Consider the following 25,695-nt stretch of genomic DNA (forward strand, 5'->3'; position numbering starts at 1 on the left):
ATTATTTTAGGTAAATTCCATGCAATGCAGGTGGAATTAGAATTGGTAAATATGCTTTATATACTAGTGTTAAATCATTTGCATTTAAATAGGCAATATAACTAAGCTGCATTTGTATATCAATGACATTAACAAAAATCAAACCATCATCTTCGCTTTGAGCTTGCGGATTTGCAATAAATATTGGTTCAGAAACAAAATGATCGTCTCCAAAGCTATATCTATCAATACTTCCATCGGTAATATCAAATTTAATTATACTATTAAAGAAATCTGCTTCAGTCTCTCTATTTGCTAGATATACATAGCGATAAGATTTCATTAAAAAGCTTTGATTAATTCTAGGAAACTCAACATTATAATCTGCAACTACCCTTTTAGATATTTCAGCATTACTAATATCTATAGTTGTGCGAACAAGCTGGGTTTTAAGCTTACAATCATTAGTCTTAATATTTTTAAAATAAAACTTTTTGTAGGGATCAAAGCTATCAGTATATTCAATAAAATCTAGATGAATCTGGTTATCAACTTCAAAAGCATTAACACTATGAAGAAAAACCATAGTTGGTGCTTGTATAAAAGTGGCTTTAAGTGAATTTCTATTTAAAAGCAAAAACTTACAACTAGCATTTTTATCATAGCTAATAACTTCAGCAATAGGCTTAGTCAAAAATTCTAAAGGATTTGCCCTTAATGGACCTAAATATAAGACAACATAATTATCTGTGACAAACAAAGTATGATTGTATATAAATTGCTTATCGCTAAACTGATAGAGCTTTTCTCTTTTGGTGCTATTTTTAGAGATTTTATAAATAATATATTTGCAGTTTCTTGATATATCGACTACAAAATTAAACTGCTCTTGAGTAATAGGATCAAGCTGAGGGTGGGCACAACTAAACTGCCCTTTGAGCTTATCATTAAATCTAAATTCTTTTAATGTCTCAAGATTATTGCTACTAAACTCAATTAGCGTAGTGGCTTCAGTAGCTGCTAATAATCTATTACTTAGGCTAAAAATATTTACATTACAACTTGGCTTTTCTACCTTAAAACCTAATATAGTTTTTATTATCGATGTAATTTTAGAAGGTAGCATAGTTCCGAATTCATCATATTTCATACGTCCATTATTAGCTGCGAAATATTGCTCAGATCTTAAATATTTATTTGAAAAATAAATATCTTTTTTGCTACTTTCAAAACTATATAGCATTGCTAAACCATCAAACCAGTGATTTAGCTTAACTTTACCATATTCAAATTTAGCAGGACCAACTCTAAGTATCTGACCGCCAAACCAGTCAGGTAAATTTGAAACTTGTGGCTTGAGAAGATGTTGCGAGAATTCTTCGGCTACATTAGCAAATGCTAAATTTAGTTTACTCATATAAGCTTTTAATAAATACCAAACGCCAATAATTTATATTATACTCTTTTCTACGCTTTATTTTGTAATATTAAGCAATAAATGATTAGTTATAAACAAATGCCGCAAGGTACAATTACAGATAAATATTATTCAAATTTTCTCAACTGTTGGTTATGCAGTGCTAATGGGGCTACTTAATTTCTACCTCACAGATCACGGTGGTTTTACAAAAACTCAAGCAAATACTCTTACTGCGAGCTTTTTTGCTCTAAACTTTTTACTACATTTTTTAGGTGGTGCTTTAGGTGGTAGATTTTTTAGTTTCAGAGGTTTGTTTCTAGTTAGCATATCTTTACAGGTAGCCAGTATGTTTATGATTGCCGAACATAATCAAACACTGATAGTCTACGGCATGGCACTATTTATCACTGGCGCTGGACTTAATGTCAGCTGCCTTAATATGATGTTAACTCAACTCTTTAAGCCAGAAGATCACAGTCGTAGGATTGCATTTTCAATAAACTATAGTTGTATGAATATAGGTTTTGTTGGTAGCTTTATCTTAGCTGGAGTTATACAGAGTTATGGTGCTTATACTATCGCATTTTATACAGCTGCTGCGTGTTTAGCACTAACAGTGATTTTGCATCTACTAAATTTTAAAAATGTTGAGGATAAAGATACATTTTTCCATAACCAATTTTCTAAGTCTAAAGCACGTTATTTAGTAGCTCCTGGAGTAATCTTAGTATGCTTTTTATTCTCAATATTTCTAATTAGACATGCAGAATTTGGTAGCAACCTTGTCATATGCGTATTTATTTCAGTATTTGTATATTTAGCTTTTATCACTTTAAAACAGGAGCGTGAGTATAGAGAACGCATAATCGCCTTTATGCTATTAAGTTCAGCATGTATGATTTTTGCATTTGTTCAAGGTATGCAAAGCTCAGCATTAGAAAATTTTGTTGAGTTTAATACCAACAAATCTTTATTTGGTATAACTATGCAGCCAGCAACTATAAATACTTTTGAAAGTTTAGGAGTAATTATTTTTGGTTTCTTGTTAGCAATATTATCCAAGCGAAGACAAAAAAACGGTACTACACTTTCTCCAGGCAGCTTAATCACTAGAGGTATCGGCTTATATATAGTAGCTTTTATGATGATACCTATAGGAATTTTATTAGCTAATAAGACTACAGGTACTGTTAATGTTATCTTTCCGATACTATTACTTTTAATCGTTGCAGCAGGTGAAATCCATGTAAATGCTACTAGTTATGCTTTAGTTGGTGATCTAATCAAACCTGTTCACCAGGGAATTTTTACCGGCTATATGTTTGTAAATGTTGCTATTGGTATTGTAATCTCTGGTCCTGTTTCTAATTATGCTATCGGAAACAAACTAAAAGCTGAAGATATTACTGCTTTAGGCACAAATCAAATGTACTCAAACATCTTTGTTTGTCTAACAATTATTGCTACTATTTTAACAATCATTTTCTTCGTAATTTCAAAAAAAATTAATAAAGTGTTTGATAATATTAAAGAATATTAATAATTTACTTTTTTTCTATCTAAAAATTGCTTATTATTATACATCTTAACTAACTTATTATAGAACCTAAAGATGCAAAAATCTTCAAAAAAACCTTTGGTTTCTATAAAGAACCTATCTAAACAGTTTGATGATGGTCACTTAGCAGTTGACTCTGTAAATCTTGATGTTTATCCAAAAGAATTTTTCTCTTTGCTAGGCGGATCTGGAAGTGGTAAAAGTACCCTGCTTAGAATGCTGGCAGGGTTTGAAAGACCAACTGATGGTAAAATAATTATCGATGGTGTTGATATGTCAAACACTCCACCATATAAAAGACCTGTAAATATGATGTTTCAATCTTATGCGTTATTTCCACATATGAATGTAAAACAGAATATCATGTTTGGTTTAAAGCAAGAGAAATCTTTAAAAAAAGAAGAAATTGAGAAAGCTACAGATGCCGCTTTAAAAATTATTAAGATGGATCATCTTGCTAAAAGAAAACCTCATCAACTATCTGGTGGTCAGCGTCAGCGTGTAGCTTTGGCAAGATGCTTAGCTAAAAGACCAAAATTAATCTTACTTGATGAGCCATTATCAGCTTTAGATAAAAACTTACGCGATCAAATGCAATTTGAGCTTGTTGATATTCAAGAGCAAACTGGTAGTACATTTATAATGGTAACTCATGATCAAGAGGAAGCTATGACAATGTCTACAAGAATTGGCATCATGACAGATGGTTGGTTAGAGCAAGTAAGTACTCCTTCAGAAATTTATGAGTTCCCTAAGAGTAGGTTTGTTGCTAACTTTATTGGTAAAAGTACAATTTTTGAAGGTCGTGTCGAAGAAGTTAGTAGAACTCGTAGCGTGATAACTTCTGAACAGGCTGGTACAGATTTTGTATTAAGAAGAAATATCGAAGCTATCGAAGACCAAGAGATATGGATAGGTTTACGCCCTGAAAAAATAGTCATTAGTAAAGAAAAACCAGAAGGTTATAATCCTAATCGCCCTGTAAACTGTATTAAAGGCATTGTTGAAGATATTGCTTATATGGGTGGATTATCTACTTATCATGTAAGGACTGAGAATGGTAGTATAGTCAAATCAACTGACTTTAATATCGAAAGAAATGCTGACCATCCTTCTTGGGATGATGAAGTATATCTTACTTGGGAATCACAAAATATTATGGTGCTTTACTCATAATGCAAAACTTAGAAAAAAGCTTTAGACATACTCTAGTTTATCTAGTTCCTTTTATATGGTTTGTAGTTTTTCTGCTTATACCATTTTTATTTGTGGTAGGTATTAGTTTTACTTTGCCTGCTGATGGCACTCCTCCAGTGACTTCACTGATGACTTATAAACAATCAGCTCTACACTTTACATTATATTTAAGTAATTATATTGAGTTGATTCATTATAATCTAATATTTATTTCGTTACTTAAATCTTTTAAAGTTGCTTTTATAACTACAGTCTTGTGTATTTTAATCGGTTATCCGATGGCATTAGCATTATCAAAAGCCAAAAAAAACACGCAAATTTTCTTTTTAGTTCTAATTATTATTCCATACTGGACTTCTTTCCTACTTAGAACTTATGCTTGGGTAACATTATTAGGTAACCACACTCTAAATCAATTTCTAATGGATTTAGGCTTGCCAAGCATGGCTTTACTCTATAATGATTTTTCGATGTATTTAGGCATGGTTTATTGCTACTTACCATTTCTAGTATTACCACTATATAGTACCCTAATTAAAATCGACCCTAGTATCTACGATGCAGCTGAAGATTTAGGTTCTAAGCCTATTAATTCTTTCTTTAAGATAACACTACCATTATCAATGCCTGGGCTAATTGCTGGCAGCTTACTAATATTTATTCCTGCTATTGGTGAAGTAGTTGTACCGCAAATTATGGGTGGTATGGATTCGTTAATGATTGGTAATGTTATTTGGGAAGAGTTTTTTACCTCTAATAACTGGGGTATGGCTGCTGCGATATCCGTAGTATTAATAGTTGTCCTAGTTTTACCTATCCTATGGATGCAACGCATTCAAGCAAAGAGAACTTTTGTCTAGGAGGATATAAGCGATGAAGAGATTTTCATTTAGTAAAATAATGCTTATATTGGGTTTGATATTTTTATATATTCCGTTAATAATCTTGGTAGTTTTTTCGTTTAGTAATTCTGAAATTATTAATTTATGGGGTGGTTTTACTTTTGACTGGTATCATGAGGTTATTCATGATGAGGACATTATTAATGCTACTTTTACTAGCCTTAAAATAGCTACGATCACCTCCGCAATAGCGACAATACTAGGTACTATAGTTGCTTATGCCATGACTAGATTTAAATTTTTTAGATCTAGAAGTTTTTTATATGGTCTTGTAGCTACACCTCTTGTACTGCCTGACATTATTCTAGGGGTTGCTTTACTGCTAATGTTCTCAACATTACAACATTTAATCGGCTGGCCACATGAGCGCGGCACAACTACTGTTGTTATAGCTCATGTAACAATGTGTACTGCTTATGTAACGATAGTAATGCAATCACGTATAGCTAGTGTAGATATATCTCTAGAGGAAGCTGCACTAGATTTAGGAGCTGGTCCTATAGAGACATTCTTTAAAATAACCCTACCACAACTGATACCAGCACTAATTACTTCTGCTTTACTTACATTTACACTATCTATTGATGATTTAGTTGTCACAGAATTTGTTGCAGGCAGTGATAACCCTACTCTACCGATGTATATTTATTCAACTGTAAAAAATGGCCCTACACCTGAGATAAATGCCTTAGCTACAATTATGATTGGAATTATCGTCTTTGGTGTGCTACTAGGCATGTTTATTTCAGCTAAATTCCAAAAAAGACAAAATGGCTAAGACTAGAAATTTATAATTGGAAATACCCAGTAAAAAACCATTTTTGGCAAAATTAATCTACATGCACATAAACATTAGTACTGCTTCATTTGTTTGATTATCAGCTGTGCATATAGAAGATTAGATAAACTAAGCAATAAAATTATTAAAAGTATATCTAATTTAAATATAAATCTTCGCATAATTAAATTATTGATATTATAAGTTATAGAAGATTATAGAGAATTTATCAAGAAAAATAATATAAAGACTAATTATTATTCTTCGATTGAAACAAACTTACGGTTTAAAGCACCACCTGTATGGAACTTAACTGTACCATCTTTAAGTGCAAATAATGTATGATCTTTACCACAACCAACATTTACACCAGGATGAGTTTTAGTACCTCTTTGGCGTATGATAATTGTACCTGCTTTAACAAACTCACCACCATATCTTTTAACACCTAAATACTTAGGATTTGAATCTCTTCCGTTTCTAGTACTACCACCAGCTTTCTTATGAGCCATTGTATACTCCTTAAATTATTCTTTTAAAAAACTATAAACTAATAGATGAAACTTTAACCGCTGTAAAATACTGACGGTGACCTTGTTGCTTCATGCTGTGCTTACGACGACGGAACTTCATAATTTTAACTTTCTTATGACGACCTTGCTCAACAACCTCACCAACTACTTTAGCACCAGCTACAGTTGGAGCGCCAATTTTAACTTCTCCTGCTGCAGTTTGTCCCATTAAAACTGTATCAAACTCAACTTTCTCACCAATACCAAGATCAAACTTCTCAAGCTTTACTACTTCACCTTCTTTTACCTTGTATTGCTTACCGCCATTTTTAATTATCGCGTACATTTATTAAACTCCATTTATTAGATTTAAATCCTCAGAACTGCCTAAACTAATAGACTTCTGACTTTTTGTTATTATTACAAATCATCTAGCTACAAAACTAGACAACGTATTATAACAAAAATAATTAAAAACTCAAATACCAGCTTGAAGATTAGGCTTATATTTCAACAAACATCATTACTAACAATTAATATAAAATCCAGATGAAATATTGTTTAAAATAAAATATAAACATTTGCTAAACTTTGCCAAAGAACTCTATAGCCTACTAGGCATAAAAGTAGTACATTCTATCATCCTAAACTTGTTTCAGGATCTCAATAAAATCAATACTTATAGTGAAACGCTGAAATAAATTCAGCATGACATTTTTATATGTAGTTAGCTGTAGATAGAGATTTATCTCATAAAGCTGGTAGTGGTGCTGCAGAAGGCGTTAGTTTTGCTCTTGCAACTTTTGTTGATGCTGAACTAGTCTCAGGCGCTGAGCTGATTTTAGATAAAATTAATTTTGATGACTTCTCAAAAATTGTGATATTGTATGTTGGTGAAGGGAAAATGAATCAGCAAAGTTTATATGGTAAAATTCCTATTACAGTTGCACAAAGAGCAAAACAATATAATGTTAAAAAATAATTAATATAGTCGGCAGTTGTGAGCTTGATGATAATAATATTAGCAATTCAACTATAGATGCTGTATTTTCATCTATACCGTAATATATACAGACCTAGAAACTATCCTTAGAGCGATGCTTCTAAAAATATCGAACAAACAGTGACAAAAATATTGCCAAGCTACTCGCGTGAATAACACCAACAATCAACTAAATGATCATTTACTAACCCAGCTGCTTGCATATAAGCATAAATAATAGTCGGCCCTACAAAACTCATGCCCTTTTTTCTCAGATCTTTAGAAATTTTCTCGCTAATATCTATAGATACAGGTATTTCTTTATAAGACTGCCAGTTATTCTTAATCGGCTGATGATTTACAAAACCCCATAAATAATCACTAAAGCTACCAAATTCTTTTTGGATGTATAAGAATACGCGTGCATTCTTTCTAGCAGAATAAATTTTTAATTTATTGCGGATGATATCCGGATTAGTCCGCAGAGATTCAAGCTCTGAGTCTGTCATACTAGCTACTTTAACCGTATCAAAATTATAAAAAGCATCTTGATAACCTTGTAGTTTTTTTAAAATGGTTTCCCAGTTTAGACCAGCTTGAGCTCCTTCTAATATCAGAAGCTCAAAAAGCTCTCTATCATCATACTTGGGAATACCCCACTCATTATCATGGTAATCAGCATAAAGCTCTTGACCTTTTTTATTACCAAAACAACGATTTTTACAATCCATAAAAGTCCTTAAAATAATTCAAGAGTTATTTCATTTAAATATTCCCGATAAATATATAAAGAATGTTATAAAAATAATAATATAGGTTCCATGAACAAAAAAATTGAATAAAGCAGTTAAGTATATTTAAATAGTTTTGTGAAACAAAAAAACATACTTAACATATATGGAATATTACATATCAGAAACAAATTGGTCAACTATTTTAACTTTTCTAACAGCTCAAAAAGGATTGCATACAAAAGATGTAGTTAAGCTTAGAAGATTCATAGAAGCAGTGTTTTTTATCTTAAAAACAGGAGCTCAGTGGAAATATCTTCACAAGGATTATGGTAATAGTAGAGCCATCCATAAGCGTTATAAATACTGGGCTGACAAAGGTGTTTGGAATAATCTAATGACTTATGTTTCAGACATTGATTCACAACAGTTCATGATAGATTCACTATCTGTTAAAGCACATGCGTGTGCTAGTGGTTATGAGATAAATGGTAATGAAATCAATGCTTTGGGTAGAAGTGTGGGTGGCTTAACAACAAAGATTCATACTCTTACAGATGCTTTAGGAAATCCCGTTAGATTTATAATAACTGCTGGTAATGTCCATGATATTGTACCCTCAAAACAACTCTTAGAAGGAATAACAAATGCTTATATTCTTGCTGATAAGGCATATTTCTCTGAAGGAAATATAAAATTCCTTGAGGAAAATAAAAATAAACCAGTCATTCCTGCTAGAGAAAACTATACCAAAGGCCATAATGTTGACTGGCATATTTATAAGGAAAGACATTTGATAGAGAACTTTTTCTCTAAAATTAAGCATTTTAGAAGGGTTTTCTCTAGGTTTGATAAGACTTGTTCTGCTTTCCTCGGCTTTATAGCATTAGCAAGCACCTTTATTTGGCTTAGATGATTTTTTTGTTCATGGAACCTAAGTAGTGAAAAGATTTTACAATACAAAATTACTCAACCCTACCATGACATTGTTTATACTTCTTACCAGAACCACAAGGACAAGGATCATTTCTTTTAACCTTTGGACCTTCCCTTCTGACTTGCTGAACTTTAGGAGCTTCTTCTTGTTCATCTTCATCATTTCTTTGATTGTTATCAATAACACTTTCATGCTCAGCCTTAATATCACTCATAGACTCTCGTAATTCTTGTTGAGCTCTTTGTGTTTCTTCTTCTGTAGCGATTCTAATTTTAGCAAGTGAAGATATAACTTCATATTTAAAATTATCCAGCATAGTTGAGAAAAGCTCAAACGCTTCTTTCTTATACTCATTTTTAGGATCTTTCTGAGCATAACCACGTAAGTTTATACTATTACGTAAATGATCGATAGAGCTTAGATGCTCACGCCAATGACTATCAAGAGATTGTAATAATGAGAATTTCTCAAATTGTCTCACAGCGCCTGAATCTAAATTTTTTGTTTTTTCTGCAAACTCAATTTCTATTGCTTCTCGAACAAGCTTTTTAAGATCTTCCTCTCCTAGGCTATCATCTTCTTCGTAAAGCTTTTGTAGATCAATATCAATCATAAAGTCAGATTTAAGAGCTTTTTCTAAACCTTCCAGATCCCATAATTCATACATAGAGCCAGCCAGCACATAATCATGGAACAACTGTTCAGCGACATCAATACGGATATCTGCTAAAATATCACTTACATCATCAGCATCTAAGAATGCTTGTCTTTGCTCATAGATAACTTTACGCTGTGTATTAATAACGTTATCATATTCTAATAAATTCTTACGAATATCAAAATGATAACTTTCAACCTTACTTTGGGCTTTAGATATTACTTTTGACATAAAACCAAAAGCAAGTGATTCGCCACCTTTTAGACCTTTTTTAACCCTCTCAGCCATGCTTTGAGAAGCAAAAATTCGCAAAAGATTATCATCCATAGATAGATAGAACTTACTCTCACCTGGATCACCCTGACGAGCAGCACGTCCTCTTAGTTGGTTATCAATCCTACGTGAGTCATGTCTCTCCGAGCCTATGATACACAAGCCTCCAGCTTTCTTAACAGCCTCATTACGCTTTGTCCATTCTGCTTTTATTTGAGCGATATCTTCTTGTGCAGAATCTTCTAGCTGGGTTATTTCAACCTCTAAATTACCCCCAAGAATAATATCGGTACCACGCCCTGCCATATTTGTTGCGATCGTAACAGCTCCTGGGTAACCTGCCATAGCAATAATAGTAGCTTCTTTTTCATGCTGCTTAGCATTTAGGACATTATGCTTAATTTTCTTTTTCTTCAATAGTGTCGATAACACTTCAGATGCTTCAATAGATGCTGTACCAACTAGTACCGGCTGACCTTTTGATATTCTCTCTTTGATATCAGCGACAATAGCATCAAATTTTTCTCTAACGCTGCCATATATTTCATCGTGGTGATCTTTTCTAATCATCGGTTTATTAGTTGGAATAATGATTACCTCTAAACCATAGATAGAGTGAAGTTCAAACGCCTCAGTATCAGCAGTACCAGTCATACCAGCAATTTTGTTATATAACTTAAAGAAGTTTTGGAAAGTAATAGAGGCCATTGTTTGGTTTTCAGCATTTATTTTGACGCCTTCTTTAGCTTCTATAGCCTGATGCAAACCATCTGACCATCTGCGTCCAGGCATTGCTCTACCAGTACTTTCATCAATAATTACAACTTCTTGATCACGCACAATATAATCAACATTAAGTTGATATAATGACTGCGCTCTTAGACAAGCATTTAAGTAGTGCATCTTGGTGATATTGTGAGGGCTATAAAGGTTATCACCTTCTTCAAGAATACCTTCTTTTTTGAGCATATTTTCAATTTTTGCATAACCTTTTTCAGTTAGATATGCATTTTTAGACTTCTCATCTACATAGAAATCTTTTTGTTCTTGCTCATTTTCAACTTCTTCTTTTTCTTGCTTCTCTAAGTAAGGAACTAATCTATTGAAAAGGTTATACATCTCAGAACTATCATCTGATGCACCTGATATGATAAGTGGCGTTCTCGCTTCATCAATCAAAATCGAATCAACTTCGTCTATAATTACATAGTTGCGACTTCTTTGGACTTGCTGCTCTTTGTCATAAGCCATATTATCCCTTAGATAATCAAAACCAAATTCATTGTTTGTGCCATAAGTAATATCACAAGCATAAGCCTGTTTGCGTTGCTCAGGATTTAAATCAGCAACTATGACACCGACAGACATACCCAGAAACTCATAAATCTCCCCCATTAACTCAGCATCCCGCCTTGCTAGATAGTCGTTGACGGTAATTACATGTACGCCAGAACCTGACAAAGCATTTAGGTAAGCTGGTAGTGTTGCAACTAGAGTTTTACCTTCACCTGTTCTCATCTCAGCAACCTTACCTTGATGAAGAACTATACCACCTATCAGCTGAACATCGTAGTGACGCATATTTTTTGTACGTCTTGCAGCTTCTCTAACAGTTGCAAAAGCTTCTGGCAAGAGATTATCTAGTATTTCACCATTTGCAAGTCTTTCTCTATATTCTAGAGTTTTTGCTTGTAATTGTTCATCACTAAGTTTCTCAAACTGAGGTTCTAAAGAGTTGATTTTTTGAACTGTTTTAGAAACTTTTTTTATAAATCTTTCGTTACGACTACCTATTATTTTCTGTACTAAACTTAACATTTCTAATTAACCGACTCTTTTATATAATTTATATAAATATAATACTCTGAAGATACATTATATAGAGTTTATAAGAAATTTAAATTAAGATAGAGATATTAATTATAAGAATCATAAACTAACTCATCAAAATGAGATATTTCTACTTAAACTTGCTAACTATGGCAATAATCAGCTTAGCAATATCTAGTTGCTCTAGTACAGCACAAAAAAATAATATAAGCATAAATAATCAAGCTGTAATAAAACAACAACTACAAAAAGATACACAAAATAATGTCATGCCAACATGGTTCAGCTCAGATCAATCAAACACCAATGAATTTTTGTATGGCTTTGGTGCGGCGAAAACACTAGAACAAGCAACTCAAAATGCTCTTGCTGATATGGTCCAAAGACTTCAAGTTACAGTATCAACAACAACTAATTTTACAAATACTACAAACAATGACAAAATTTCTCAAAAGCTAACTCAACAAATCACTACTACTACTGCACAAATAACTATCCCTAACTACAATATAGTCAATCAAGCAGAGCTTAAACAAATATTCTATATCGAAGTTCAAACCAATAAAACACAAACCATAAATGATTTAAAAGAACTTATTAGCAGCAATATTAATCAAGCTCAACAACTACTAGCTACTACAAACAACAAAAGTTCCATTTACAGATTTGCTACAGCTCAACAATTAAATAAAAACATACAGCTGGTAAAAAGTAGCTTAAGAACATTAATAATCTTAGCACCTGATAGCAATATTAATAGCCAAATGGAGGCACTAAACAAAATTGATAATCAGCTCTTAAATCTCAAAAGAAGTTTACAAATATATGTTGATAAACAAAATAGTGGCTTTTTTTATAATTCACTTGAAAAGTTTTTACAAGTGAATAACTATAACATTACAAATAAAAAAGAATTAGCTAACGTCAATATAACGCTAAAACTTAGAGATTATAATAATCAGTTCAATAATGATAAGTATTGTCTTGAAACAAAAGTTGAGCTTCAAGCATTAGATGACTCATCTAATCAATTATCGCCCAAAGAATATATTATCAAAGCATGCTCAAAGCAAGGGAGAATGGCTGCTATAGACAAAGCTGTTGAAATATTTTATTCTCAACTAAATAATGCAGAGAGTATATATTAAAAATGTCTATAAAAATCTTTCCAGAAAAAGTCGCTAGTATCGACTCACATACAACCAGAAAGAAAATAACCAATACAACTTATGCTAGCAAACAACTTATATCCAAAGCAACCCAGCTTAAAACAACTCTTGAGGTGGCCAACAAAGAGTTACACAAGCTTAGCTTACCCTATTTAAGAGATACTCAAATAGTTTTTTATTCTCCTAAGAAGTTAATCGTACACAGTAATAAAGAAATTCTGAAATCAAAGCTTAAAGAACTTCATGATCAGTTTGTCGCACAATTAAGTCAAAATACGCTATTTTCTAAGCTTGAAAAAATAGAAATAATTATAGACTACACACAGGTAAACAATAAAAAAACAAAACCCCCAGCAACCAATAAGATTGCCCAACAAGCGCTAGATAGAATTAAAAAACAGATTTATAGAGATTGAATTGAAGAAATTTCTTAGTTTTCTTTAATTGTACCTAAAGCAACTTCCATCATATTTGTGAAACATTGCTCTCTTTGTTGAGCTGTAGTAGATTCACCAGTTATAAAACTATCAGAAATAGTTACAACTGCAGATGCCTTTTTGCCTAACTCACTTGCCGTAGCAAATAAAGCTGCCGTTTCCATCTCAACTAAATCACAGTTGTACTTTTTGACTATTTTTTTGTAGTCTTCAGGATTTTTTCTATAAAAAATATCTGTACAATGTGCTTTTGCTTTCTTAAGCTCTATATTTTGTCTTTCTGCAGATTCTACAAGCTCTTTATTAAGTTCTTCAGAAGACCTTACATCACGAACTTTACTTCCGGTAATAATTTCAACAAAATCAGATTCACAGTAGCTCTCTTCGATAAGAACAACATCATAAACTTTAAACTCAGCCTTGTACGATCCAGCTGAACCAACTCTTATGATATTATCGACATCATAATATTTAAAAAGCTCATAAGCATAGATACCTATACTTGGCATACCCATTCCAGATCCCATAACACTAACTTTCTTACCCTTATAAGTACCTGTATAGCCAAACATATTTCTGATAGCATTAACTCTAACAACATTCTCTAGATAATTATCAGCAATATACTTAGCTCTTAATGGGTCTCCGGGCATAATGACTGTTTTTGCAAATTCTTCTTTTCTTAAAGTTTCTATATGAGGAGTAGGTAAAGACATATTTTTTCCCTTTATTCTTAAGTTATTTGAGGTTATATTAGCATAAGTTGCGTAAAAAACTTAGCTTTATAAACTTTTATAACATTAACTAATCTATATATAATAAAAACTTTATTAAAAACACAAAAACTATCTCAATAGCTATTTTTCTGTTGAGACATTAGCAAAGTAAAATTAATCTATAATTAATTTAACAAGCTGTTAGCATATTTTATCCAGCTGAATAATTTGATAAAAATTTATAAGCTAATTGTAATTAGAGATCTTCTTTAATATTAGGCTCATCAGTTGCTTCTGACTCACTTTCAACAGGTGCTACCGGGGCTATAATTTTACCTATATCTTTTGGCTTATAACTATCACCATATTCACCTGGCTCGCGCACTGGACGTCTAGCCATTAGATCATCGACTTGTAATGCATCTATAGTTTCATATTTCATCAATGCATCAGCCATAGCATGGAGAATATCGATATTACCTTCTAACAATTGCTTTGCCTTAGCGTAGCTTGCTGCTATTAGCTTACGCACCTCAGTATCTACTTCTCGAATAGTAGAGTCTGAAAGCTTAATAGATTTACCACTACTACCACCAAAAGGTCCGTCATCTTCAACATCATACAAGATAGTTCCCATAGTATCAGATAACCCCCAACGAGCAACATAGTTACGGGCAATATCAGTAGCTACCTGAATATCATTAGAAGCTCCTGTAGTTACATGATCATAGCCAAAAATAAGCTCTTCTGCTATTCTACCACCAAAGATACTACATAAACGCCCACGCAATACCAGCCTACTTTGGCTAACAGTATCCCCTTCTGGCATATACATTGTAACACCAAGAGCTCTACCTCTAGGTATAATACTCACTTTATAAACAGGGTCATGCTCTGGCATTAAGCGACCAATAATAGCATGTCCTGCTTCATGGTAAGCTGTAAGCTTTTTCTCTTTTTCAGTCATTGCCATACTTCTTCTTTCAGAACCCATTAAGATTTTATCTTTGGCTTTTTCAAAATCAGCCATTGAAACTTTGTCTTTAGACTCTCTTGCAGCAAATAAAGCAGCTTCATTAACAAGGTTTGCAAGTTCTGCACCGGAAAATCCTGGCGTACCTCTTGCTATCCAATCAGCTCGGACATCTTCACCTAAAGCAACTTTTTTCATATGGACTTTTAGTATTGCTTCACGCCCTTTAACTGTTGGTAAACCAACTGTAACTTGTCTATCAAATCTGCCTGGTCTTAGCAATGCTTTATCCAAGACATCTGGCCTATTAGTTGCCGCAATTACAATTACACCCTCATTATCAGCAAAACCATCCATTTCGACTAACATTTGGTTTAGTGTCTGCTCTCTTTCATCATTACCGCCACCCATACCTGAGCCTCGATGACGACCTACTGCGTCTATCTCATCAATAAACACTAAGCAAGGGGCTTTCTTTTTAGCTTGTTCAAACATATCACGAACACGCGAGGCACCAACACCAACAAACATCTCAACAAAGTCAGAACCTGAAATCGAAAAAAATGGTACTTTTGCCTCACCTGCGATAGCCCTAGCTAGCAGCGTCTTACCAGTACCTGGAGGTCCTACCATTAATACACCTTTAGGAATCTTACCACCAATCTTCTCGTATTTTTTTGGCTCACGTAAGAAATCAACTATTTCTGCAACTTCTTCCTTAGCTTCATCAACACCAGCAACATCATCTAAGGTTACCTTAATCTCATCTTCCCCAAGAAGTTTTGCTTTACTCTTACCAACAGAGAAAGGCCCACCCTTACTACCTCCACCTGCTTTAACCATCATATATATGAAAAAACCAAAGATAAGCAGCATTGGCAACCAATTAAGCAAAAAAGCCAAGAATATATTAGGCTTTTCTGGAGCTTTTGCTTTTACTACAGCTTTGCTATCTTCTAGCTTGTTAACTAGACTGCCGTTTAACAATGGTGCATAGGTTACAAAACTCTCTCCCTCATTAGTCTTACCTGTGATAGTTCTACCATCGACACTTACAACACTAATCTGATTATCTTTCAGTTTGGAGATAAATGTCGAATAATTTATATTTTTATATGATCCATTTGTGTCATTAATACCATTGAAAAGCAGTAGCATCCCACCAATGATTAAAATCCAAAAAATAATATTTTTGATCATATTATTTTTATTATCATTATTTTGTGCCATATATTTATTTTATCCTTTCTTCCTTATGAGATTTAATACTAAAATTTAACTAATATACTATAGTAAAAAAATTCCTTATTAGCTAGTCGTTTTGCCAAATAATTGTATAATATCCTTACAATTATAACGTAATATAAAAGATAATACTCTTTATATTAGCTACTATATTTTGTTTATCTCTAAATAAATTATATTGGATCAAAATCAAAAAATGGATAAAAACAAAATAATTGCCTATACAATAGGTTTAGTTCTGCTTATTGAGCTAATCGATGGTTCTGCCTTAAATACTGCACTTCCACAAATAGCTAATGACTTACATGTAAATGCTATAACTCTAAAAGTAGCAATTACCGTATATCTGCTTGCTTTGGGGTTATTCATTCCAGCATCTGGATGGATATCAGATAAAATTGGCAGCAAAAATCTACTGATAGCCTCAATTACTGGTTTTATGCTCTCATCTATAGCATGTGGACTATCGACTAATCTTATTAGCCTTGTTATCTTTAGAGCTATCCAAGGAGCATTTGGTGCCTTTACAGCACCTGTCGCTCGCCTAGCGATGGTTAGAATCTATAAAAACGATGTAATCACAGCAATGTCGATAGTTGCTGTAATAGCCACTTTAGGACCAATGCTTGGACCTTTATTCGGAGGAGCTATTACTACGCATATTGGTTGGAGAATGATTTTTTTCATTAATTTCCCGATCGGAGTAATAGCTATAACTTTTATATACATATATCTACCTAATATTGCCTCTTCATCATTGCAAAAATTTGATTTAAAAGGTTTTATTATTATCGGTACTTCTATTGCACTAATGATGTTCTTTATAGATTTGATGGTAGATACACAAATCCTTCCTCATATAAAATGGTTACTGCTAATCTTTTCATTTATCCTTTTTAGTGTATACACACGCCATGCTCTGCGTTTGAAAGATAATGCTGTTATTAATTTAACTATTTTTAACAATTCCTGTTTTAGATATTTCACCATAATTAGTTCGGCTTCAAGACTTTTAATAATGGGGACGTCATTTATTTTCCCCTTATATTTGCAAACTAAACAAGGCTTTAGTGCTTTTGAATCTGGCTTATCTTTAATGTGCTTTCTAATACCTGCTTGGTTAGCTAAAAAAGTTGTAAAAAGAGTCTTAGCTAAACTACATTTTTATAAGTTTTTCATTATTTGTTTATGCTTAATGGCAACTACTTATTTAGGTATTGGCTGGGTTTTTATCCATTTTAACTTATTAGTTTTTGCGATATTACTCAGTATACTTGGTTTTTGTTTTGGCATGTTCACGATGATTAGTAATGCTGGGATATATAATTCTATACAAAATGATACTTATATGAGCGCAGCAACTGTCATAAATAGCTCGATAATTCAACTTACCAACGCATTTGCTATTTCTTGGGCTGGAATAGTTTTAGCTACTTTTTCAGGAATTAGACATATTGATTTTAATTCAATAATATCATTCTCAGCTTTTGCAGCAGTTCAGTTTATATACTCTATTGGGCTATTAGTAGTTTTGTTCTATGTAATATTTTATAAGCCTGATAATTTAAATAGTGTATCAATATCTTAGTTTAGTTAGAGCAAATCTTTGAGATACTTACCAGTATATGACTTTTTATAATTAACCATATCTTCTGGGGTTCCTTCAAAAATTATCTGTCCTCCTTTACTACCACCTTCTGGACCTAGATCAACAAGCCAATCTGCCATTTTTATCACATCTAAGTTATGCTCAATGATGACTACGGTATTACCCCTATCACGCAGATCCATAATTACTTTTAAAAGTTGATGAATATCATAAAAATGTAAACCAGTAGTTGGCTCATCTAATATATATAAGGTTTTACCAGTTGAGCGTTTTGATAGTTCTTTTGCTAATTTAACTCTTTGAGCTTCACCACCAGAAAGAGTCGTTGCACTTTGACCTAGCTTAATATATGACAGACCAACATTCATCAAAGCTTCAAGCTTACTTTTGATGCTTGGTACTGCATCATAAAATTCAAGCGCCTCTTCGACAGTCATTTCTAGTACTTCGTAAATGTTTTTACCTTTGTATTGTACTGCTAAAGTCTCACGATTATAGCGTTTACCTTCACAAACATCACAAGCAACATACACATCTGCTAGAAAATGCATTTCTACCTTTATAACACCGTCACCTTGACATGCTTCACATCTACCTCCACGAACATTAAAACTAAATCTTCCAGCACTATATCCTCTAGCTCGAGCTTCTGATGTTGCAGCAAACAGTTCGCGTATCGGTGTAAACACTCCTGTATAAGTTGCTGGATTTGAGCGTGGAGTTCTACCAATTGGTGATTGATCGATATCTATGACCTTATCAAGGTGATTGAATCCTTTGTGTGAGCTATACTGCATCGGTACTAGAGTACTTCTATTTAATAAACGCGATGCTAGAGGATATAATGTCCTATTTATAAGCGTTGATTTACCTGATCCTGAAACGCCTGTCACACATGTCAATGCACCAAGAGGAATTTTAAGGTTATCTCCTTGAAGGTTATTACCGATTGCGCCATTTATTTCTAGATAACGATTTTTACTAGCTTTTAGTCTAGTTTTAGGAACTTCAATTTTTCTACGACCACTTAAATAATCTGCAGTCAAAGATTTTTTGCTCTTGAGTATTGTTTCATAGCTACCAGTAGCAACCACTTCGCCACCATGCACCCCCGCCATTGGTCCCATATCGATTATATAATCTGCTTGACGAATTGCATCTTCATCATGCTCAACAACAATTACTGTATTACCAAGGTTTTTAAGGTTATGCAAGGCATCAAGTAAGCGCTGATTATCTCTTTGATGAAGACCAATAGATGGTTCATCTAATATATACATTACGCCAACAAGACCTGCTCCTATTTGACTTGCTAGACGAATACGCTGAGCCTCGCCGCCTGAAAGAGTATCAGCCTGTCTTGCTAAGTTTAAATACTCTAGCCCAACATTTGCCAAGAACTCTACTCTTAGTTTAATCTCTTTAAGCAAATTTTCTGCGATAACTTGTTGTTGTCCAACAAACTCTAAACTATCTAGCCAATTTAATAACTCATCAATAGGCAAAGCACAAACATTAGCTATATTTTTATCAGCAATAAATATATTTCGCGCATATTCATTAATTCTCGCACCATTACAAGTTTTACATTCAAGATTACTCATAAGTTCATAGAGATCTTTCTTGACCATATCTGAATCAGACTCATAATATCTGCGTTCAAAATGTGGTATAACACCTTCAAAAGGCTTGATACGTGTTTGTCTGGTTCCTCTTATAGAGTCAACTGTCATTCTAATAGCCTCATCAGCAGAACCGTATAAGATTATCTCTTGAATTTTCTTAGGCAGCTTCTCAAATGGTTCATCTAGAGAGAATTTGTAATGCGCTGCTAGAGACTCTAACTGAGAAAAATAGTATTGATTGGTTTTATTCCACTTAGCTATAGCACCATGCTTGAGTGAAATTGAAGGATCTATAATGACCTTTTTCTCATCAAAAAACTCTTTAACTCCCAGCCCATCACAACTACTACAAGCACCTAAAGGACTGTTAAAAGAGAAAATTCTTGGTGATAATTCTTTAAGCGCGAAATCACACAATGGGCAAGCATGCTTTGACGAAAATAAGGTATCACCAGTTTGATTAGCCATATCTGCTAGTTTGACAATACCGTTACCAAGATCTAAAGCCGTTTCAATTGATTCAGCAATGCGTTGCTCATTATCTTTTTTTGGTTTAAATCTATCAATTACTACATCAATATTGTGTTTTTTATAACGATCTAATTCTGGATAATCTTCATCAAGGTTATAAAACTCACCATTTATTCGTACACGGATATAGCCTTGTGCTAGTACCTTATCAAGTAAAGTATGATGTGTACCTTTTTTTGCTGAAATAATCGGTGCTAATATCATCAACCTTGAATCTTCATCAAACTCTAAAATTTTATCAACCATTTGGCTAATAGTTTGAGCTTTCAACTCTATTTGATGTATTGGGCATTTTGGTGTACCAGCTCGAGCAAAAAACACGCGTAGGTAATCATATATCTCTGTTACAGTCCCAACTGTAGACCTTGGATTATGTGAGGTAGTTTTTTGATCTATTGAAATTGCAGGTGAAAGCCCTTCTATATGCTCAACATCCGGTTTATCCATCATTGATAAAAACTGTCTTGCATACGAAGATAACGACTCAACATACCTTCTTTGACCTTCAGCATATAAAGTATCAAAAGCTAATGATGATTTACCGGAGCCACTTAATCCTGTGATAACAGTTAGCTTATCTCGCGGTATTTCAACATCAATATTTTTTAGATTATGAGTTTTTGCACCCTTGATGATAATTTTTTTCATAAAAATTTTTTTATAAAGAAATATCTATTAGATTTTTAGTTTACTTATATTCTACAGCTACGATTTCGTATGTAACTTTACCTTTAGGTGTATCTAAAGTAACTTCATCACCTTCTTCTTTTTTTATTAAAGCACGAGCTAAAGGTGCAACAACAGATATTTTATGATTATCTATATCAGCTTCATCTTCACCAACTATTTGGTAAGTAGTCTCTTCTTCGGTATCTACATTCATAATCGTAACTGTAGCTCCAAATACCACCATGCCATTTGCTTGAATTTTTGTAATATCAATCACTTGAGCATTGGATAATTTTGATTCAATATCTTTGATTCTACCCTCGATGATACCTTGTCTCTCCCTAGCGGCGTGGTATTCAGCATTTTCTTTTAGATCGCCATGATCACGAGCTTCTGCTATAGCTTCAATAATTGCTGGTCTTTCTATTTTTTTTAGCTTTTCCAACTCAGCTCTTAAAGCCTGTTCTCCTGCTGGAGTCATAGGTACTCTATCATTTGCCATTATTAAATTCTCCTTTTATAACAAAACATAAAACTATTCGCAAGTATATGATCCACCACCATCTTTAGTAGGACTATCAGTATAAATGACCCTACCTACTAAATTTGTAATTAGTGCTGCCTGATATTTGTTTGATTTATCACAATATGTGATATTGCCATTACCTGTTGCCATAAATCCGTTTGGACTAATTTTGATATAGCCAGGATTTCCTGCCAGATTAATATAAATATGCCCACCATGTCCTTGTGGCATATTCGCTATTATTGTATCTTCAGCACTATTATAAATATCAGTACCATCAGCACTCTCAAAAGCTACGATAGGATCATCGCCCCATGAAGTTGAGTTTGCGCATGCAAAACTATTTTCATCTAACTTGCCAGTTCCATCAAAACTATCTGGTGTCGCAGCACATACAATAACAGTCTTACTATCAGTACGAGCTTTAATGACGCCATATTCTATTAACTTTTGTAAATTAGTTAAGCGTGTTTCAGCAAATGTCTTATAGTAAAAAGTAAATGAGCTGATCGCAGCCATCATGAGTATAGTCATAATAGCAATAACAACCATAGTCTCAATTAAAGAAAAGCCTTTCTTTTTGCTTATAACCATTTATTTACTTTTTACCTTCGCTATTAAATGTCTAGTTGAATCATCTAAATTTTGATATTCAACAGATAAATCATCATTCATAGCTTTTAATATATTCTTACCAAGTTTCTTACCAAGTTCAACTCCCCACTGATCATAGCTATTGATATCCCACAACACACCTTGAACAAATATTTTATGCTCATACAAAGCAATCAATGCACCAAGGCTAAATGGACTTAGCTCATCAAGCAAAATTGTTGTGCTTGGTCTGTTACCTGGTATAACCTTATGAGCTGCAAGTTCTTTTGCTTGGACTTCATCTAAACCAGATTTTAACAGTTCATTATAAACCATATCATATGATTGTCCAAACATTAGTGCCTGCGACTGCGCAAAACAATTTGCTAACAAAGCTTGTTGGTGATCATCATAACTATGATGACTAGTTGCAACAGCAATAAAATCAACTGGTATAAAAACATTTCCTTGATGTAAAAGCTGGTGAAAAGCATGCTGACCATTAGTACCAACACCACCCCAGAGTACAACTCCGGTTTGGTAGCCAACTATTTCTCCAGCAAGGTTAACAGATTTACCATTACTCTCCATATCTGCTTGCTGGAGATAATCAACAAAATAACAAAGTCTTTCATCATAAGGAAGTAAAGCTTGTGACTGGCTATTATAAGCACAACTATAATAACTTGCTAATAGTGCCATAATCACGGGAATATTTCTGCCAAAACTTTGTTCTTTGAAATGTTTGTCTACTGAATACGCTCCGGCTAGTAGCTTCTCAAAGTTATCATAACCTATAGCAAAAGCTATCGACATACCGATTGATGACCATACTGAATAGCGACCACCAACCCAGTCCCACATTTTATAGCAATGCTCTAAATCTATACCAAATTCTTTAACCTTGTCTAACTTACTCGATATCGCAACAAAATGGTTAGCTACAGCTTTTTCATCCTCATAGTGATCTAACAACCACTCTCTAGCTGAAATTGAATTTAAGAGAGTTTCTTCTGTTGAGAATGACTTTGAAGCTACGATAAACAAAGTAGTTTCAGGATCAACAACATGTAACGCTTGCAGTAACGAATCTGCATCAACATTTGAAACAAAGTGAACTTTTAAACCTGTGCAATGATAAGGTTGTAATGCGCGAACTACCATTTTAGGTCCAAGATCTGAACCACCAATACCAATATTTACAACATCAGTAATTTTTTTACCAGAGAAACCTCGCCAATGACCAGATACTACCTTTTCAATAAGCTCTTTTACACGCTGCTTTTCATTTTTTACTTCCTGACGAATATCTTGTCCATCAACAACTAATGGTGCATCAGATAAATCACGCAATGCTGTATGTAGCACAGCTCTATGCTCAGTAGAATTAATCTTTGCGCCACTAAACATCTGTTTAATTTTAACCTTAAGATTAGATTTTTCTGCAGATTCTAAAAGCGATCCTAAAATATAGTCATTAATAAGGTTTTTAGAAAAATCAAAATATATATTCTGATGTTTTAAAGAGAATTTCTCGACTCTTTTGGCATCTTTGCTAAATTCATTTTTTAAGTTTACATTTTGCTCTTTTAACTGTTTTTTAGAATCGTCACAAAATAGCATTTAATCTATCCTTATATTTTGCATGTGATATAAACAATAAAATATCTCCACTTGAATAAGATATCTCTACCTTATCCTGTATAGCATAATTTCTTGCACCTGTACTAGTATCTATACTTAAGCTCTCACCGCTTAAAGGATACCTTAAACCATTATAATATATATTCTCTGCATATCCAAAAGGCATAACAGAAAACATCTTACCATTAACACCAGTTACAACAAAATTTTTAGATATAAAGAAGTACCTTGAATAAATATCTATAAACTCAATATCTATCTTTTGTTTGTGTTTTTTAGCGGTACTAATATTGCATAAAAAATGATCCATCTCCCCTTCAGAAGCACCAAATACAAAAACTTTTGAAAACCCAAGAGAGATTAGATAATTAAGAGATTTTTCAAAATCAGTAGAATATTGATCAGTATCAATTAAAAACAAATCACTTTCTACTATAGAAAATGAGTCAAAATCTCCAATTACTTTTTTTATCTTTGAATTTAATTGGGTTGATTTTTTAACTTTTTGGTAAGCACCATCAGCACAAAAAACATCAAGGTTTTTAAAGTTTTCTTGGATATATTTTTCACAAAAAGATAAATCAATTTTGCCATTTAAAAAGAGGATTGCTTCAGACATTAAATTATTAATTACTAGTGAAAATTAATAGATTATAACTTATTAAAATAATAATTAAGAGGTTTTAAGACTGGTAATTAGGTGGTTCTTTTGTGATTGTAACATTATGCACATGTGATTCATTAAATCCAGCACCAGTAATTTGCACAAATGTTGGTTCTGTTTTCATTGTTTGAATATCTTTTGCGCCGGTATAACCCATACTAGACTTTAAACCACCTAATAGCTGGTGAATTACTGCTGATAATAAGCCTTTATATGGTACTCTGCCTTCAACACCTTCTGGAACAAACTTTTTCGCTTCAGTTTCGCTTTGAAAATATCTATCAGAAGAACCTTTCTCCATTGCTCCAAGAGATCCCATACCACGATATGATTTATAAGAGCGCCCTTGGAAAAGCTCAACTTCTCCTGGTGATTCTTCAGTACCAGCAAAGAGCCCACCAATCATAACTACAGATGCCCCAGCAACTATAGCTTTTGCAATATCTCCAGAGTATCTAATACCACCATCTGCTATCACAGGTACGCCCGTTCCTTTCAATGCTTCTGCAACATTAGCTATCGCAGTAATTTGTGGCACCCCAACACCTGCAACAATTCTTGTAGTACAGATTGAACCAGGACCAATACCAACCTTAACAGCATCAGCGCCAGCTTTGACAAGGTCTTTAGCTGCTTCTGCTGTAGCAATATTACCTCCGATAACCTGAATATGTGGATAATTCTCTTTAACCCACTTAACTGTATCAAGCACGCCTTGTGAATGACCATGAGCAGTATCTACAACGAGAATATCGACTCCTTCTACCACTAGTGCCGCCACACGCTCTTTAGTATTAGCAGCAGTTCCTACCGCAGCACCAACTCTTAAGCGACCAAGTGAGTCCTTACAAGCATTTGGCTTGTTTTGTGATCTTTCAATATCTTTTGTTGTAATAAGACCAACTAACTCACCTTGTTCATTAACTACAAGTAGTTTCTCGATCTTATGCTCATGAAGTTTCTTCTTGATTGCTCCTTGAGAAGCATCTTCAGACACTGTTACAAGTTTTTCTCTAGGTGTCATAATAGAACTAACAGGTTCATCTAAATCTTTTGCAAATCTAAAATCACGCCTTGTGACAATACCTACGATTTTATTGTTATCATCAACAACAGGAAAACCAGAGAAGTTATGCTCTTTAGCTAACTGCATAATCCCTTTAATTGAGCTTTCTTGTTTAATGGTAATCGGGTCAATCACCATACCATTTTCAAATCTTTTTACCTTCTTAACTTCTTGTGCCTGAGCTTGAATAGACATATTCTTATGAATGATACCAATACCACCCTCTTGAGCTATTGCAATAGCAAGGCGCGACTCAGTAACAGTATCCATTGCCGCAGACACTAAAGGAATATTTAACTGAATATCTCTAGTTATGTTTGTCTTCAAATCGACTTGATGAGGAAGTACATTTGAATATCGTGGCGAAAGCAATACATCATCAAAAGTGATTGCTTGTTGAGTAATTCTTAACATTTTTAATCTCCGTAATTAAAATCTAAAGAGTATGAATTTAATTACAGTACTATTTT

At 33.4% G+C, this 25,695-nt stretch carries 20 protein-coding genes and 2 pseudogenes; 9 read left to right on the forward strand and 13 right to left on the reverse strand.

The genetic code is table 11. The features are described 5' to 3' along the window. Nucleotide 1: 1 nt before the first annotated feature. Complete coding sequence (locus tag CGC45_RS05820; protein ID WP_071629393.1) at nt 2-1,396, reverse strand: carotenoid oxygenase family protein; 1,395 nt, start codon at nt 1,394-1,396, stop codon at nt 2-4. An 81-nt stretch (nt 1,397-1,477) separates the two neighbouring features. Here CGC45_RS05820 and CGC45_RS05825 point away from each other — a divergent pair. From CGC45_RS05825 to CGC45_RS05840, 4 genes and pseudogenes are all read left to right on the forward strand, one after another. Next, a pseudogene (locus CGC45_RS05825) lies at nt 1,478-2,939 on the forward strand (MFS transporter). Between the two features lie 72 nt (nt 2,940-3,011). Next, complete coding sequence (locus CGC45_RS05830; RefSeq protein ID WP_071629395.1) at nt 3,012-4,133, forward strand: ABC transporter ATP-binding protein; 1,122 nt, start codon at nt 3,012-3,014, stop codon at nt 4,131-4,133. After that, complete coding sequence (locus CGC45_RS05835) at nt 4,133-5,014, forward strand: ABC transporter permease (RefSeq protein WP_071629396.1); 882 nt, start codon at nt 4,133-4,135, stop codon at nt 5,012-5,014. The genes CGC45_RS05830 and CGC45_RS05835 overlap by 1 nt, the downstream gene beginning before the upstream one ends. A gap of 13 nt (nt 5,015-5,027) precedes the next feature. Then, nucleotides 5,028-5,834 (forward strand): ABC transporter permease, encoded by an 807-nt coding sequence (locus tag CGC45_RS05840; RefSeq protein ID WP_071629397.1) that lies wholly within the window; start codon nt 5,028-5,030, stop codon nt 5,832-5,834. 257 nt (nt 5,835-6,091) lie between these two features. On the opposite strand, the gene rpmA is transcribed toward CGC45_RS05840, so the two are convergent. Further along, nucleotides 6,092-6,346 (reverse strand): 50S ribosomal protein L27, encoded by a 255-nt coding sequence (rpmA, locus tag CGC45_RS05845; RefSeq protein ID WP_003020646.1) that lies wholly within the window; start codon nt 6,344-6,346, stop codon nt 6,092-6,094. A 31-nt stretch (nt 6,347-6,377) separates the two neighbouring features. Next, nucleotides 6,378-6,692 (reverse strand): 50S ribosomal protein L21, encoded by a 315-nt coding sequence (gene rplU, locus CGC45_RS05850; RefSeq protein ID WP_003016753.1) that lies wholly within the window; start codon nt 6,690-6,692, stop codon nt 6,378-6,380. 450 nt (nt 6,693-7,142) lie between these two features. Between rplU and CGC45_RS05860 the strand changes: the two are divergent. Continuing rightward, a pseudogene (locus CGC45_RS05860) lies at nt 7,143-7,328 on the forward strand (glycerate kinase); the annotation flags it as partial. A gap of 161 nt (nt 7,329-7,489) precedes the next feature. Here the strand turns inward: CGC45_RS05860 and CGC45_RS05865 are convergent. Continuing rightward, complete coding sequence (locus CGC45_RS05865) at nt 7,490-8,059, reverse strand: DNA-3-methyladenine glycosylase I (RefSeq protein WP_071629398.1); 570 nt, start codon at nt 8,057-8,059, stop codon at nt 7,490-7,492. A gap of 166 nt (nt 8,060-8,225) precedes the next feature. Between CGC45_RS05865 and CGC45_RS05870 the strand changes: the two genes are divergently transcribed. Next, the gene (locus CGC45_RS05870) at nt 8,226-8,975 is read left to right on the forward strand and encodes an IS5 family transposase (protein ID WP_114702093.1); all 750 of its coding nucleotides are present in this window, start codon (nt 8,226-8,228) and stop codon (nt 8,973-8,975) included. Nucleotides 8,976-9,024: 49 nt separating this feature from the next. Here CGC45_RS05870 and secA read toward each other — a convergent pair whose 3' ends face one another. Then, a complete protein-coding gene (gene secA / locus CGC45_RS05875) occupies nt 9,025-11,745 on the reverse strand; it encodes a preprotein translocase subunit SecA (protein WP_114702094.1) in 2,721 nt (906 codons plus the stop codon). 131 nt (nt 11,746-11,876) lie between these two features. Here secA and CGC45_RS05880 point away from each other — a divergent pair, with 131 nt between their 5' ends. Then, entirely contained in the window at nt 11,877-12,905 is a 1,029-nt protein-coding gene (locus CGC45_RS05880) for an LPP20 family lipoprotein (RefSeq protein ID WP_071629401.1), read from the forward strand. 2 nt (nt 12,906-12,907) lie between these two features. Continuing rightward, nucleotides 12,908-13,342, forward strand: a complete 435-nt coding sequence (locus CGC45_RS05885; RefSeq protein ID WP_071629402.1) for a hypothetical protein — start codon at nt 12,908-12,910, stop codon at nt 13,340-13,342. Between the two features lie 14 nt (nt 13,343-13,356). On the opposite strand, the gene deoD is transcribed toward CGC45_RS05885, so the two are convergent. Next, complete coding sequence (deoD, locus tag CGC45_RS05890) at nt 13,357-14,079, reverse strand: purine-nucleoside phosphorylase (RefSeq protein ID WP_071629403.1); 723 nt, start codon at nt 14,077-14,079, stop codon at nt 13,357-13,359. A 256-nt stretch (nt 14,080-14,335) separates the two neighbouring features. After that, the gene (gene ftsH, locus CGC45_RS05895; protein WP_071629404.1) at nt 14,336-16,282 is read right to left on the reverse strand and encodes an ATP-dependent zinc metalloprotease FtsH; all 1,947 of its coding nucleotides are present in this window, start codon (nt 16,280-16,282) and stop codon (nt 14,336-14,338) included. A 211-nt stretch (nt 16,283-16,493) separates the two neighbouring features. Here ftsH and CGC45_RS05900 point away from each other — a divergent pair, with 211 nt between their 5' ends. Then, entirely contained in the window at nt 16,494-17,885 is a 1,392-nt protein-coding gene (locus tag CGC45_RS05900; RefSeq protein WP_071629405.1) for an MFS transporter, read from the forward strand. Nucleotides 17,886-17,890: 5 nt separating this feature from the next. On the opposite strand, the gene uvrA is transcribed toward CGC45_RS05900, so the two are convergent. The 6 genes from uvrA to guaB all read right to left on the reverse strand — a co-directional run bounded on the left by uvrA (nt 17,891) and on the right by guaB (nt 25,639). Then, the gene (uvrA, locus tag CGC45_RS05905; protein WP_071629406.1) at nt 17,891-20,710 is read right to left on the reverse strand and encodes an excinuclease ABC subunit UvrA; all 2,820 of its coding nucleotides are present in this window, start codon (nt 20,708-20,710) and stop codon (nt 17,891-17,893) included. Between the two features lie 40 nt (nt 20,711-20,750). Next, nucleotides 20,751-21,233 (reverse strand): transcription elongation factor GreA, encoded by a 483-nt coding sequence (gene greA, locus CGC45_RS05910; RefSeq protein ID WP_071629407.1) that lies wholly within the window; start codon nt 21,231-21,233, stop codon nt 20,751-20,753. Between the two features lie 33 nt (nt 21,234-21,266). Next, nucleotides 21,267-21,851, reverse strand: coding sequence for a pilus assembly FimT family protein (locus CGC45_RS05915; protein ID WP_071629408.1), 585 nt, complete (start codon nt 21,849-21,851; stop codon nt 21,267-21,269). Beyond that, nucleotides 21,852-23,474, reverse strand: coding sequence for a glucose-6-phosphate isomerase (pgi, locus tag CGC45_RS05920; RefSeq protein ID WP_071629409.1), 1,623 nt, complete (start codon nt 23,472-23,474; stop codon nt 21,852-21,854). Further along, nucleotides 23,461-24,114, reverse strand: coding sequence for a thiamine diphosphokinase (locus CGC45_RS05925; RefSeq protein WP_114702096.1), 654 nt, complete (start codon nt 24,112-24,114; stop codon nt 23,461-23,463). The genes pgi and CGC45_RS05925 overlap by 14 nt, the downstream gene beginning before the upstream one ends. Nucleotides 24,115-24,178: 64 nt before the next feature. Further along, complete coding sequence (gene guaB / locus CGC45_RS05930) at nt 24,179-25,639, reverse strand: IMP dehydrogenase (RefSeq protein WP_071629411.1); 1,461 nt, start codon at nt 25,637-25,639, stop codon at nt 24,179-24,181. Nucleotides 25,640-25,695 lie beyond the last annotated feature (56 nt).

It is taken from the genome of Francisella opportunistica (genome assembly GCF_003347135.1).
In the GTDB taxonomy this organism is placed as follows: Bacteria; Pseudomonadota; Gammaproteobacteria; order Francisellales; family Francisellaceae; genus Francisella; species Francisella opportunistica.